Here is a 12,817-nt window from a genome sequence, read left to right on the forward strand (position 1 = left end):
ACGGGACGGTATATGCGACTGGAGGATTACTGGGGGGTCGGCCCCAAGACGAGCGAGCGGCTGACCGAAGCGCTCGGCGTCGAGCGCGCCGTCGAAGCCATCGAGTCGGCCGACGTTCGCGCGCTGGTCGACGCGGGGATCACGCGCGGCCGAGCGACGCGGATCCTCCGGCGCGCCAACGGGAAGGCCGGCATGGACGTGCTCGCGACGGGCGACGCGCGGGACGTGTACGACCGACTGCTCACGCTCGCGGCCGGCTACGCACTGACCGAGCACGCGGGCGACCGGATCCGCGTGATGACGCCCCTCTCGGACCGCGAGGCCGTGGTCGACAGGCTCGACCGCGTGCTGGCCGCACGAGACGCGTGGGAGGACCTCGACGGTGACGACCGCGACGCCGTCGTCGAGGCGTTCGACGCGTTCGACGCGGAGGACGGCTCCGACCGGGCGGCCGTCGAAACCGCCCTCGCGCTCCGGGAGGCGGGGCTCACCGGGTCCACGTTCGACGCGCTCGCGGACGTGGACGAGGACGCGCTCCGCGAGGCGGCGGGCGCGCTCGGCTACGTCCGCGAGACCGACGACGGCGTCGAGGTCGAACGCGGCGCGGACGACGAACTCGACCGGCTCCGCGACCGACGCGACGCGGCCCGCGAGCTGTCGGACTCCGCGTTCGACGTGATCGACAGCGTTCGAGAGGAGAGCGTCCGGGACTTCGAGGCGTTCAAGGCCGGCGTGGTCGACCACGTCGCGGACGAAACGGGGATCGAACCGGCCGCTATCCGCGCGGCGGCGCCCGACGAGGCGGTCGACGCCGCCGACTTCGTCTCCGGAACGCTTCGGGAACTGGTTCGCGAGGCGGAGGCGGACGCCGCGGAGCGCGAGGAGGCGGTCGCGGCGGACCTGCGCGCGAGCATCGAGGCAGCGGAGACCGACGTGGCCGCGGCCGTCGACGCGGTCGACGACATCGCTTTCGAGCTGTCGCTGGGACGGTTCGCGACCGCGTACGACCTCGCGAGACCGACGCTGGTCGAAGACGGCGTGGCCGTGCGGAACGCGCTGAGCCCCTTCCTCGACGACCCGAATCCGGTTTCGTACGCGGTCGGCGAGCACGGCCTCCCCTCGGCGGGGTTCGCTGCCGGCGAGCGACCGCCCTCCGGCGATCGCGTCAGCGTACTCACCGGCGCGAACTCCGGCGGGAAGACGACCCTGCTGGAGACGCTGTGTGCGGTGACGCTGCTCGCCTCGATGGGGCTTCCCGTTCCCGCCGAGGCCGCGGAGGTCGGCCGGTTCGACCGCGTCGTCTTCCACCGCAGGCACGCCTCCTTCAACGCCGGCGTGCTGGAGTCGACGCTGAAGTCCGTCGTCCCGCCGCTCGTCGAACCCGGTCGGACGCTGATGCTCGTCGACGAGTTCGAGGCGATCACCGAACCGGGGCGGGCTGCCGACCTCCTGAACGGACTCGTCGGCATCACCGTCGAGGAAGCGGCGCTGGGCGTGTTCGTCACCCACCTCGCCGACGAGTTGAGTCCGCTGCCGGACGCCGCCCGTATCGACGGCATCTTCGCCGAGGGGCTGACGCAGGACCTGGACCTGCGGGTCGACTACCAGCCGCGGTTCGGGACCGTCGGCAAGTCCACGCCGGAGTTCATCGTCTCCCGGCTGGTGGCGAACGCGGACGACCGGCTGGTCAGACGGGGGTTCGAGAGCCTCGCGAGCGCCGTCGGAGAGGAGGCCGTCCAGCGGACCCTCTCGGACGCGCTGTGGTCGCCCGAGGACGGTCGGTGAGAAGGGGTCGCGCCCGTCAGGAGGAGTCGGTCGGGGTCGCCGTGGTCACGTCGACGTCCGCGGGGTGGTCGAGGTTCCCGGTGAGGTCCGCGACGACCGGCTCCTCGTCCTCGGCGCGGTTCTGCGGGTAGACGGCGATCGGCACGAGGAAGTCCTCTTCGTGGCGGACGGAGCCCACCTGCACGAACACCTCCACTTCCTGCCCCTCGAACTGCGCGACCGCGTCGAACTTGGTCGCCTCGTACTCCGTACCGAACGGGGCGTAGGTCAGCGTCTCCGCCTCGCCGCGGACCTCCAGCGACTCGTAGTTCGAGGCGAGCAACTGGACGAGCCGCTCGTTGTCGTACTCCGCGACGGGGTTGAGCGTCTGGCCCGCGATCTCGACGGCGGGCGTCGACAGCACCGCGAACACCGCGACGGCCGCCTCGCCGATGGGCCCGAACTCGACGGTCTTCTCGTAGGTCGCGACGTAGTTCGTCGCCTCGACGCTCCGCTCCTGTCCGGCGACCTCGAACTGCTCCTCGATGACCCGCTCGGCGACCTCCTGCAGTTCGTAGTCCGTCCCGTCCGCGGTCGAGGCGCTGACCACGGCCGGCTCCGCGGACACCTGATACGCTCCCTGGCCGGTCACGAAGTCGAGGCAACCGCTCAGCGCCAGCACGGACGAACTGCCGACCACTCCGAGCACGCGACGTCGTGAGTGCATGCGCGGCCTTTTGAGAGTTCGCGGGATAAACTTCGTGGCCGTTTCCGTCAGTGGACGAACTAGTCGGGGTGTGAGTTCCCGTTCCGTGACGTACGTTTACTCGCTGGTGGATTTGGACTCGTCCCGACCCACATTCATCGCATACAGGACAGAAAATACAACTATTGTGGACATTTTCTGTCCGAGCGTGTGATTTTATGTTTGAGGATGGCGTGAGCGTTTCGTATGTCAGCCGAATCCCCCACGACCGTCGAGCCGACGTGGAACGATCCGAACGAGTGCCCCTTCTGTGGCGCCGCGCTGGCGGACCCCGGTGCGGGCTTCGTCGACCACGTCGCGGAGAACCCGGTCTGTGACCGCGGCTTCGAGACGTGGCGCGACCGCGTCGCCGGCGACATGGGCGGCGAGTGGTCCGGGTAGGCCCCGTACCTCGCCCGAGCGCGATCAGTCCGCAGCCGGACTCGGCGCGTCGACGAGCCGGTGGAGAAGCTGTGTCGCGGGCGCCTTCGCGAGCGGCTCGTTCGCGTTGCCGCAGTGAGGCGACTGGACGCACGCGGGACAGCCGTCCGCGCAGTCACAGCCCTCGATGAGGCGCGCCGTCCGGGCGAACAGTTCCTCGACCCGCTCGAACCCCCGTCGCGTCAGCCCGACGCCGCCGGGGTAGCCGTCGTAGACGAACACCGTCGCGGCGTCGGTGTGGGGGTGATACGGCGTCGAGAGACCGCCTACGTCCGCGCGGTCGCACAGCAGGTGGAAGGGGAAAAGCGAGATGACGCCGTGCTCGGCCGCGTGAATGCCGCCGTTGAAGCCGTGCTCGCCGTGGTCGGCGCGCACGTCCGTTTCCACGTCCTCCGGAACCGGGAAGTAGAGCGCCCGCGTGCGGAGCGTGGTCTCGGGAAGGTCGAGCGTCTTCTGCCCGAGCGACTCGCCCGTCGAGGAGTCGCGGCGCTCGAACCCCGTCACGCGCTCGGTGACGGTCACGTCCGCGAACCGGACCGGCGTGTCCGGCCGGGCCGAGAGCGGGCGCTCGTCGAGGTCCTCGTTCACGACCACGTCCTTCTCGGTGAGGACCTGCGTGTAGTAGTCGGCCCACGTCGTCGACAGCTCCGCCACGTCGCGGTTGAGGTCGAGTTTCGTCACCTCGTAGGTGCGACCCTGCTGGTGGTAGATTGCGCCCGGATGGGCGTCTCGCATCGCGTCCGAGAGCCCGAGCGAAGCGACCGTCTCGTTGCGACCGGTGTCGATCAGGTCCACCTCGCGCTCCTCGGCTGTCCGCAGGTTCAGCTCGTGTTGCGGGCTCGTGTCGCCGTTGAACGTCCAGCGCGTCCCGTCCCGCGTCTCGCGGCGGTCGAGCACGCCGTGCTCCGTGAACTCCGCGACGATCCCGGGGAACTCGTCGCCGAAGTGGTCGCGGTCCCCCGGCGCGAGCCAGTTCTCGTCGGCCGCGCAGGCGACGTGTCGCGGGAGCAGTTGGTCGTTCTCCGGGTCGCAGATGGCGTCCTCCGGCGGCGCCTCGAACAGGTCCTCGGGGTTGTTCATCAGGTACTGGTCGAGCTGGTCCTCGCCGCCGACCAGCACCACGAGTGCGGGGTCGTCGCCGCGGCCCGCGCGGCCGGCCTGCTGGAACGTGTTCATCCGCGTCCCGGGGTAGCCGTCCAGCAGGACGGCGTCCAGTCCGCCCACGTCCACGCCGAGTTCCAGCGCGTTCGTCGACCAGACGCCGCGCAGGTCGCCCTCGTGCAGCCGCGTTTCGAGGTCCCGGCGCGTGTCGTCTTTGAGCGCCGCCTGATACGCCCCGACCTTGCCGGCCAACTCCCGCTCGCCGCGCTCGCGGAGGTCGTCCGCGCTGTCGGTCGCGTACTGCTCGGCTGTCTGTCGCGCCCGCGTGAACGTCAGCGTCTGGTGACCCTGCTGGACCAGATCCACGAACAGCCGCTTCGTCTCGGTGTGGCTCGACTTCCGGCGCCCGCTCCCGCGCTCCTGCCAGTCGTCGTCGTACTCCGGCGGGTTCCACAGCACCCAGTCCCGCGGCCCGCGCCCGGACGCGTCCTCGTCCACGAGCGCGAAATTCTCCTCGTCGCGGCCGGTGACGGTCGCGGCGTGCGCGACCGGATTGCCGATGGTCGCGGAACAGCAGACGTACTGGGGGTCCGCACCGAACCGCTCGCAGAGCCTGTTGAGCCGGCGGAGCGCGAGCGCGACCCCCGAACCGAACACGCCGCGGTAGTTGTGGACCTCGTCGACGACGACCAGTTCCAGCGACGAGAAGAACCACTCCCAGAGCCGGTAGCCGTACGGCAACAGCCCGTAGTGGAGCATGTCCGGGTTCGACAGGAGGACCGTCGGCCGCCGGTCGCGCACGTCACGCTTCTCCGACCGCGACAGCCGCCCGGTGTAGGTGTCGACCGACACCCGGCTTCCGAAACCCAGGTCTCCGGCCAACGCCGACAGCGTCTCCTCCTGGTCGGAGATGAGCGCGTTCTGCGGCCCGAGGTAGAGCGTCCGGCCGCCGTGGTCCATCGCGCGCTCGAAGGCGGGAACCGTGTACGCCAGCGACTTCCCGCTCGCGGTCTCGGTGGCGATAACCGCGTCCTTCCCGTCGCGGACCGCCTCGATGGCGGCCGCCTGATGCTCGTACAGGCGGTCGATGCCGCGCTCGGCGAGCGCGTCCGCCAGCCGCGGCTCCAGACCGACGTCCGCGAACGACGGCTCCCGCCCCGGAACCCGGCGATGCTCAGCGATCTGTCCCTCGTAGTAGGGCCGCGAGCGCAACCAGTCGACGACGTCTTCCACGGTTACCTCACCGTCGGCGGGCGGCGAGCCTAAGGCTTCTCCCCGACCTTTTTCTGCGTCGGGTCGCGCCGGCGCGAAGCGCCGGCTTGACCACTCCTTGAAAAATGTCGATCAAAAAGGGGCCGCGGGCGGCGCTGCGGGCGCTGCGCGCCCTCGCGCCGCCGCGGTACCACAACCTGGACAGAAACCGCCACAGCACCGCCTACCGCGACCGCCCCAGCACCACACCGCCCAGCACCGCAACCGCCACAGAACCGCCTACCGCGACCGCCCCAGCACCGCGACCGCCACGGCACTATTTATGAACGGCTGTCGAAGCATCCGTATGTCTGGCTCGGCAGTCGAGAAACTCGGCGTCGCCTGCCACCGGTACGGTCCCGGGCGGTTGCCTGGTGCCCGCCGCAGATGCCTCGGCACGGGCTACGCCTGCGCGTCGACCGCGGTTCTGGCGACCACCGCGTTCGTGCACCTGATGGTCCCGTTCCTGCTCGTGAACCCCGACTCAGCGGCCCTGTTCTGGGCGGTCTTCGGCCTCCTTCTGCTCCCGGTCGTCGTGCCGGCCGCGTTCGTGTCCGGCGTCGCGACGTGGCGCCTGCTCCCCGACTGGCTCCCGGCGTACGGCGCGGTCGCCGGACTCGTCTCGGCAGTTGCGACGTACTGTCTCGTCACGGTCGCGCTGGTCCCGATACTGGCGTACGGGAACCCCCTGCTGACAGGCATCGAGTCGACTCCGAACCTCCCGGTTCTCGCAGGCAGCGCCGCGGTCGTCGGTATCGTCGCCTTCCTACTGACGTTCTGGGTCGCAGTCCCCGCCGGCGTCGCGGGCGGATACGTCTACGAGGGCGCCCGACCGGCGACGCTCGAGGACTAGTCGACCGGCCGTGCGCCGACCGTCGCGGCGGTCGCGGACCCCCCCAACTCGGGAGAAGGATTTTGCGCCCCTCCCGCGTGGGCACACGCATGGATCCCGTCAACGAGGCCGACCTCGACTGGGAGGCGGGCGACCGCGGCGACCCGCCGTTCCGCCGCAAGCGCCTCGCCGCGGCCGCGGGCGGCACGGACCTCGGATGTAGCCTCTACGAACTCCCCGCCGGCGCGAAGTCGTGGCCCTATCACTACCACGCCGGCAACGAGGAGGCGATCTACGTCCTCGCCGGGTCGGGAACGCTCCGGACGCCCGAGGGACCGGTCCCGATCGAGGCCGGCGACTACGTCGCGTTCCCCGCCGACGAGTCGGGCGGCCACCGCGTCGTCAACGACGGCGAGGAGCCGGTCCGCTACCTCGCGATGTCCACGATGAACGAACCGGACGTGACGGTCTACCCCGACTCGGAGAAGTTCGGCGTCTACGCCGGCGCGCCGCCGGGCGACCGCGGCGAGCGCTCGCTGTCGGGCTACTACCGGATCGATGAGGACGTCGACTACTGGGAGGACGAGGAGCCGTGACGGGGGCGGGCGGTGACGCGAACCCGGACGCGCCGCGCGAACCGCACCTGATCCGCGTCGATCCGGGCCGACTCACGGAGTTCGAGGCGTGGGCGACCGAGGGCACGGCGCGGGCGGTCGCGGCGCGCGTTCTGGACCCCGCGGGTCGCATCGCGCTCGTCAAGAACGGCTGGTCCGAGGGGTGGACGCTCCCCGGCGGCGGCGTCGAACCGGGCGAGGAACCGGCCGCGGCGGCCGCGCGCGAGGTCCGCGAGGAGACCGCGCTGGCGGCGACCGTCGGCGAGCGGCTCGTCGTGCTCGACCAGTTGTACGTCTCCAGCGCGGACGTGCCCGCGGACGCGTCGGCCGGGGAGGTGCCGGAGGAAGCGGTCGCGTACCGCGGCGAGTGTCACGTCTTCGCGGCGACCGCCGACGGGGCCATCCCGCCGGTGGCGGAACTGGGCGTCTCGGGGGAGACGATCCGGGCGGCGCGCTGGTTCGAGACGGTGCCCGAGGACCTCCACGACGGGGCCGTGGTGCGGCCGTATCTGTGAGCTCGCGGCTCCGGCCGCCGTCCCCCGCAGTCGTCCCCGAACCGTGGGAAGGAGTCGCGCCGTCCAACAACGCTTAAACCCCTCGTCCGGTTTGACCGAAGTATGAGCGAGACCGATGCTCAGGCCGACGTGACGGTCGTCCTTCCGGACGGATCAGAACTCTCCGTACCGGCGGGGGCGACACTGGAGGACGTGGCCTACGAGATCGGCCCGGGGCTCGGTCGTGACACGGTTGCGGGCAAGATCGACGGCGAGCTGGTGAGCAAGCACGCCGCGGTCCACGACGGCGCCCACGTCGAGATCGTCACCGACCAGTCCGACGAGTACCTGCAGGTGCTGCGCCACTCCGCGGCCCACGTCTTCGCGCAGGCGCTCCAGCGGCTGTACCCCGAGGCGAAGCTGACCATCGGCCCGCCGACCGACGAGGGGTTCTACTACGACGTGGCGAACGTCGACCTCGACGAGGAGGACCTCGCGGAGATCGAGTCGGAGATGGAGTCGATCATCGAGGCCGACTACGACATCGAGCGCGTCGAGCGCTCCCGCGAGGAGGCGCTTTCGATCTACGAGGACAACGAGTTCAAGCGTCAGATCCTCGACGAGGAGGCCGACGAGGAGACGGTCACCTTCTACGAGCAGGACGACTGGCAGGACCTCTGTCAGGGCCCCCACGTCGCCTCGACCGGCGAGGTCGGGGCGGTCGAGCTGCTCGACATCTCCGCGGCTTACTGGCGCGGCGAGGAGGACAACGAGACGCTGACGCGCGTCTCCGGCACGGCGTTCCCCTCCGAGAAGGACCTCGAGGAGTTCCTCGAGCTGCGCGAGCAGGCCAAGGAGCGCGACCACCGCAAGATCGGCCAGGAGATGGACCTGTTCTCCATCCCGACCGTGACGGGGCCGGGGCTTCCGCTGTACCACCCCAACGGGAAGACGGTGCTCCGGGAGCTCTCGGAGTACGCGGACCGGCTCAACCGCGAACACGGCTACGACGAGGTCGAGACGCCCCACGTCTTCCGGACGGAGCTGTGGAAGCAGTCGGGCCACTACGAGAACTACAAGGACAGCATGTTCCTCCTCGACGTGAACGACGAGGAGTACGGCCTCAAGCCGATGAACTGCCCGGGCCACGCCACCATCTTCGACCAGAAGACGTGGTCGTACCGCGACCTCCCCAAGCGCTACTTCGAGAACGGGAAGGTGTACCGCAAGGAGCAGCGCGGCGAGCTCTCCGGCCTCTCGCGCGTCTGGTCGTTCACCATCGACGACGGCCACCTGTTCGTCCGCCCAGACCAGATCCGCGAGGAGATCGAGACGGTCATCGAGATGATCTTCGAGGTCGTCGAGACGGTCGGGCTCGACGTGGAGGTCGCGCTGGCGACCCGCCCCGAGAAGTCCGTCGGCAGCGACGAGATCTGGGAGTCCGCGGAGGAACAGCTCCGCGACGTGCTGGAGTCGGGGGGCTACGACTACGAGGTCGAGGCGGGCGACGGCGCGTTCTACGGCCCGAAGATCGACTTCTCGTTCGAGGACGCGCTCGGCCGCCTGTGGGACGGCCCCACGGTCCAGCTCGACTTCAACATGCCCGAGCGGTTCGACCTCTCGTACACGGGCGAGGACAACGAGGAGCACCGCCCGGTGATGATCCACCGCGCGCTGTACGGCTCCTACGAGCGCTTCTTCATGGTGCTGATCGAGCACTTCGACGGGAACTTCCCGCTGTGGCTCGCGCCCGAGCAGGTCCGCGTGCTCCCCGTCTCCGACGAGACGCTCGGCTACGCCCACCGCGTGAAGAACGCGCTCGACGACGCCGGCTTCCGCGTCGAGGTCGAGGACCGCGACTGGACGGTCGGCCGCAAGATCCGGCAGGCCCACGACGACCGGCTTCCGTACATGGTCGTCGTCGGCGGCGACGAGGAAGAAGCCGGCACGGTCTCCGTCCGCGACCGCTTCGAGAACGAGCGCAACGACGTGGACCTCGACGAGTTCGTCGCGCACCTCGAGGCGGAGCGCGCCGAAAAGCGGATCGAGCCCGACTTCGTCTCCGACGCGGAGTGAGGCCGTAGCGTCCGCCGCTCCCCGATCCGCGCGGCCGCGTTCCCCTTCCGTCGCGTTTTTGCCCCCTCCAGCCACAGGTCCATGCGTATGTCCCGCACGCCCGAGCAGGAGGCGCCCGGTCACGCCGAGGCGCCCGAGGTTGGAGAGCTGACGCCGCCGGACCGAACGCTGATGGGCCCCGGCCCGAGCCCGGTCCACCCACGGGTGCTCCGCGCGATGAGTACCCCCCTCGTGGGCCACCTCGACCCCTCGTTCGTCGAGATAATGAACGAGACGCAGGAGCTGCTCCGCTACACGTTCCGCACGGACAACCAGTGGACCATCCCCGTCTCCGGGACCGGCTCCGCGTCGATGGAGGCCGCCATCGGCAACCTCGTGGAGCCGGGCGAGACGATGCTCGTCCCGACGAACGGCTACTTCGGCGGTCGGATGGCCTCGATGGCGCGCCGCGCCGGCGGCGAGGTCGTGGAGGTCGACGCGCCGTGGGGTGAACCGCTCGACCCCGCGGACGTCGAGGCGGCCTTCGAGGAGCATCAGCCCGACGTGTTCGGCTTCGTCCACGCCGAGACCTCGACCGGCGTGCTCCAGCCGGAGGTCCCGGAGCTGACGAGCATCGCGCACGACCACGACGCGTACGTCATCGCGGATTCGGTCACCTCGCTCGGCGGCGTGGAGCTCCGTGTCGACGAGTGGGACATCGACGTGGCCTACTCCGGCCCGCAGAAGTGCCTCTCCTGTCCGCCGGGCGCGAGCCCACTCACGCTGAACGACCGCGCGATGGACAAGGTGCTCGACCGCGAGGAGGAGCCACGGTCGTGGTACCTCGACCTCTCGCTTCTGGAGGGGTACTGGGGCGACGAGCGCGCCTACCACCACACCGCGCCCATCACGAACGTCTACGCGCTCCGGGAGGCGCTCCGGCTCGTCGCGGAGGAGGGCATCGAGAACCGCTGGGCCCGCCACCGCGAGGTGGCCGGCGAGCTGAAGGCCGGGCTGGGTGAGCTCGGGCTCGAGATGAACGCGGACGACGAGTTCTGGCTCCCGAGCCTCAACGCCGTCCGCGTCCCCGACGGCGTCGACGACGCCGCCGTCATCGACCACCTCCTGAGCGAGCACGACTTGGAGATCGCCTCCGGGCTCGGCGACCTGGCCGGCGACATCTGGCGCATGGGCTGTATGGGCCACGGCGCCCGCACGAAGAACGTGGAGTTCCTGCTGGCGACGCTGGAGGAAGCGCTGAACGAGCAGGGGTACGAAGCGTAAGTTGAGGCGGTCGCGGCGGTCCCTGCCCCGCGATACGCGACTCTTGGCGTGAACGTCCGCTCTGCCGTGCGTGCCGCTATCGTCTAGAGGTTTTTCGACCGCTCGCTGTACTTCGGTTTTTGAATGATCGAGCGTCCTGCTGTGCTTGTTGCCAACACCCAGAAAGCCCTCGACCGCTCGCCCTTTCGGTCCGCCAGGGCGCTGTTTGTCGAGTCCGTCGTTGAGGCTGGTTGCTTGGTGATTCGCCACGCCGGCTGTCGGGTCAAGCGTGGCCTCACGCCTCCCCAGCCTCGCCGCAGCCGCGGTCGCGCGCCCGCACCGTACCGCTTGCGCGACCGCGGCTGCGGGCTCCCTCGCGCGCGTCATTCGCGCGCGCCGAACGTTTGACAGCCAGTAGAGCGATGCGTTGTACCTGACTGATCAGGCTGCACTCACGGCGGGAGTTCTGCCCGATCCGCGAAAAACGTTTGTCCGCCGGCGGTGCGGTGTTGTGCGGGGCGGTGCGGTCGGCGCGCGCCGTGGCGACCGCGAAGCGTGTCGGCACGACCGCGTGAGGGAGACGGCGGCTCGGCCGCCTGCGGTGCGGTTTCGCGGCCGCGCCGCCGTCGAGGCTGGGGAGGGGCGAGGCTGCGGTGTTGTGCGGTTGCGGGGCGGTTGCGGTGGGTGGGACTGAAAGGGGCAGCCGGCTCGATTCGGCCCCGACGACGTAAGCACCGCAGTTCCGCGGCGACCTTGTGTCGCCGCGATTGTCTGAGGAGCGCAGCGAGGCGCGGCCGGTCGAGCCGGCTGGGGCTTTCTGGGTGTTGCTGTCCCGATCAGCAGGATCGACACCAGAACAAGATTCGTCGTAGGGAGAGCCGGCTGGGGCTTTCTGGGTGTTGCTGTTCCAAGCAGCAGAATCTGCGATAGAAACAGAAAACGCGCACACCTAGCGAACGAGATAGTTACAGAAATCGCCGCCAGAAACGTCCAGAACGCCCCGATCACACCCAACCTAGTCGCCTCAGTCCAGTGCTTCGTCGAACGCCTGCTGAAGGTCGGCTTTCAGGTCGTCGACGTGCTCGACGCCGACGGAGACGCGGATGAGGCCGTCGGTGAGCCCGGCCGCGAGTCGCTCCTCGCGCGGGATGGCCGCGTGGGTCATCGCCGCGGGCTGCTCGATCAGGCTCTCGACGCCGCCGAGCGACTCCGCGAGGGTGAACACCTCGGTCTCGGAGACGACCGTCGACCCCTGCTCCAGCGTGCCGTCGAGCTCGAACGAGAGCATGCCGCCGAAGTCGTCCATCTGCTCGGCCGCCAGGTCGTGTTGCGGGTGGCTCTCCAGCCCCGGGTAGTAGACGCGCTCGACCGCGTCGTGGCCCTCGAGCCACTCGGCAAGCTCGCCGGCGTTCTCGCAGTGGCGGTCCATTCGCACGGGGAGCGTCTTCGTCCCGCGGAGGACGAGGAAGGAGTCGAACGGACCGGGCGTCGCCCCGACGGAGTTCTGGTAGAAGCCGAGGTCGTCGTCCAACTCGGCGTCGTCCACGATCAGCGCGCCGCCGACCGTGTCGGAGTGGCCGCCGAGGTACTTCGTCAGCGACTGGGAGACGATGTCCGCGCCGTGTTCGAGCGGGCGCTGGAGGTACGGCGTCGCGAACGTGTTGTCGACCGCACAGAGCGCGTCGTGCTCGTGGGCGATGTCGGCGAGCGCCGCGATGTCGTTGACGTTCATCAGGGGGTTCGTCGGCGTCTCGACCCACACGAGTTCGGTGTTCTCCTGCATCGCGTCCGCGACCGCCTGGTGGTCGGTCGTGTCGACGAACGACGTTTCGAGGTCGTACTGCTCGTACACCTGCGTGAGGATGCGGTGGGTGCCGCCGTAGACGTCGTCGCCCGCGACCACGTGGTCGCCCGCCTCGAGCAGGTTGAGGACGGTGTTGATCGCGCCCATGCCCGAGGAGAACGCCCGCGCGTGGCTGCCGTTCTCCAGCGCCGCGAGGTTCTCCTCGAGGTCGGTCCGGGTCGGGTTCCCCGTCCGCGAGTACTCGTAGCCGGTGTGTTCGCCCGGCGCGGACTGCTTGTACGTGGAGTTGGCGTAGATGGGCGTCATCAGCGCGCCGGTCTCTGGGTCCGGCTCCTGCCCGGCGTGGATCGCTCGCGTCTCGATGCGGAACTCGTCGGTCGCGTGCTCGGCGTCGTCGTCGCTCATGCGTGAACGTTCGCGGCCGGCGGCCTGACTCTTGCCCTTTCGGTCGGC

10 protein-coding genes are annotated in these 12,817 nt (G+C 69.8%); 7 read left to right on the forward strand and 3 right to left on the reverse strand.

Annotation, left to right across the window (positions count from 1 at the left end; translation table 11 throughout):
* The first annotated feature begins 12 nt into the window (after positions 1-12).
* Positions 13-1,785, forward strand: coding sequence for a MutS-related protein (locus tag ACQE3L_RS12725; protein ID WP_426964227.1), 1,773 nt, complete (start codon positions 13-15; stop codon positions 1,783-1,785).
* Between the two features lie 16 nt (positions 1,786-1,801).
* Here the strand turns inward: ACQE3L_RS12725 and ACQE3L_RS12730 are convergent, their stop codons facing one another.
* The gene (locus ACQE3L_RS12730) at positions 1,802-2,491 is read right to left on the reverse strand and encodes a DUF6517 family protein (protein WP_426964228.1); all 690 of its coding nucleotides are present in this window, start codon (positions 2,489-2,491) and stop codon (positions 1,802-1,804) included.
* Between the two features lie 225 nt (positions 2,492-2,716).
* Between ACQE3L_RS12730 and ACQE3L_RS12735 the strand changes: the two genes are divergently transcribed.
* Positions 2,717-2,911 carry a DUF7501 family protein gene (locus ACQE3L_RS12735; protein WP_426964229.1) on the forward strand — a complete coding sequence of 65 codons (195 nt, stop codon included), beginning with the start codon at positions 2,717-2,719 and terminating at the stop codon, positions 2,909-2,911.
* A gap of 24 nt (positions 2,912-2,935) precedes the next feature.
* On the opposite strand, the gene ACQE3L_RS12740 is transcribed toward ACQE3L_RS12735, so the two are convergent.
* A complete protein-coding gene (locus tag ACQE3L_RS12740; RefSeq protein ID WP_426964231.1) occupies positions 2,936-5,284 on the reverse strand; it encodes a DEAD/DEAH box helicase in 2,349 nt (782 codons plus the stop codon).
* Positions 5,285-5,609: 325 nt separating this feature from the next.
* Between ACQE3L_RS12740 and ACQE3L_RS12745 the strand changes: the two genes are divergently transcribed.
* From ACQE3L_RS12745 to ACQE3L_RS12765, 5 genes are all read left to right on the forward strand, one after another.
* Positions 5,610-6,155, forward strand: coding sequence for a hypothetical protein (locus ACQE3L_RS12745; RefSeq protein ID WP_426964232.1), 546 nt, complete (start codon positions 5,610-5,612; stop codon positions 6,153-6,155).
* Positions 6,156-6,244: 89 nt separating this feature from the next.
* Positions 6,245-6,730, forward strand: a complete 486-nt coding sequence (locus ACQE3L_RS12750; RefSeq protein WP_426964234.1) for a cupin domain-containing protein — start codon at positions 6,245-6,247, stop codon at positions 6,728-6,730.
* The gene (locus ACQE3L_RS12755; RefSeq protein WP_426964235.1) at positions 6,727-7,263 is read left to right on the forward strand and encodes an NUDIX domain-containing protein; all 537 of its coding nucleotides are present in this window, start codon (positions 6,727-6,729) and stop codon (positions 7,261-7,263) included. The genes ACQE3L_RS12750 and ACQE3L_RS12755 overlap by 4 nt, the downstream gene beginning before the upstream one ends.
* 102 nt (positions 7,264-7,365) lie before the next feature.
* Entirely contained in the window at positions 7,366-9,318 is a 1,953-nt protein-coding gene (gene thrS / locus ACQE3L_RS12760; RefSeq protein ID WP_426964236.1) for a threonine--tRNA ligase, read from the forward strand.
* 87 nt (positions 9,319-9,405) lie between these two features.
* The gene (locus tag ACQE3L_RS12765) at positions 9,406-10,581 is read left to right on the forward strand and encodes a pyridoxal-phosphate-dependent aminotransferase family protein (RefSeq protein WP_426964237.1); all 1,176 of its coding nucleotides are present in this window, start codon (positions 9,406-9,408) and stop codon (positions 10,579-10,581) included.
* 1,003 nt (positions 10,582-11,584) lie between these two features.
* On the opposite strand, the gene ACQE3L_RS12770 is transcribed toward ACQE3L_RS12765, so the two are convergent.
* Positions 11,585-12,769, reverse strand: coding sequence for a cystathionine gamma-synthase (locus ACQE3L_RS12770; RefSeq protein ID WP_426964238.1), 1,185 nt, complete (start codon positions 12,767-12,769; stop codon positions 11,585-11,587).
* Positions 12,770-12,817 lie beyond the last annotated feature (48 nt).

The organism is Haloparvum alkalitolerans (assembly GCF_050122995.1).
GTDB lineage: Archaea > Halobacteriota > Halobacteria > Halobacteriales > Haloferacaceae > Haloparvum > Haloparvum alkalitolerans.

Coding starts and splice junctions, on each gene's coding strand:
- ACQE3L_RS12725 (WP_426964227.1), top strand. CDS start 13: ATGCGACTGGAGGATTACTGGGGGGTCGGCCCCAAGACGAGCGAGCGG.
- ACQE3L_RS12730 (WP_426964228.1), bottom strand. CDS start 2,491: ATGCACTCACGACGTCGCGTGCTCGGAGTGGTCGGCAGTTCGTCCGTG.
- ACQE3L_RS12735 (WP_426964229.1), top strand. CDS start 2,717: ATGTCAGCCGAATCCCCCACGACCGTCGAGCCGACGTGGAACGATCCG.
- ACQE3L_RS12745 (WP_426964232.1), top strand. CDS start 5,610: ATGTCTGGCTCGGCAGTCGAGAAACTCGGCGTCGCCTGCCACCGGTAC.
- ACQE3L_RS12750 (WP_426964234.1), top strand. CDS start 6,245: ATGGATCCCGTCAACGAGGCCGACCTCGACTGGGAGGCGGGCGACCGC.
- thrS (WP_426964236.1), top strand. CDS start 7,366: ATGAGCGAGACCGATGCTCAGGCCGACGTGACGGTCGTCCTTCCGGAC.
- ACQE3L_RS12765 (WP_426964237.1), top strand. CDS start 9,406: ATGTCCCGCACGCCCGAGCAGGAGGCGCCCGGTCACGCCGAGGCGCCC.
- ACQE3L_RS12770 (WP_426964238.1), bottom strand. CDS start 12,769: ATGAGCGACGACGACGCCGAGCACGCGACCGACGAGTTCCGCATCGAG.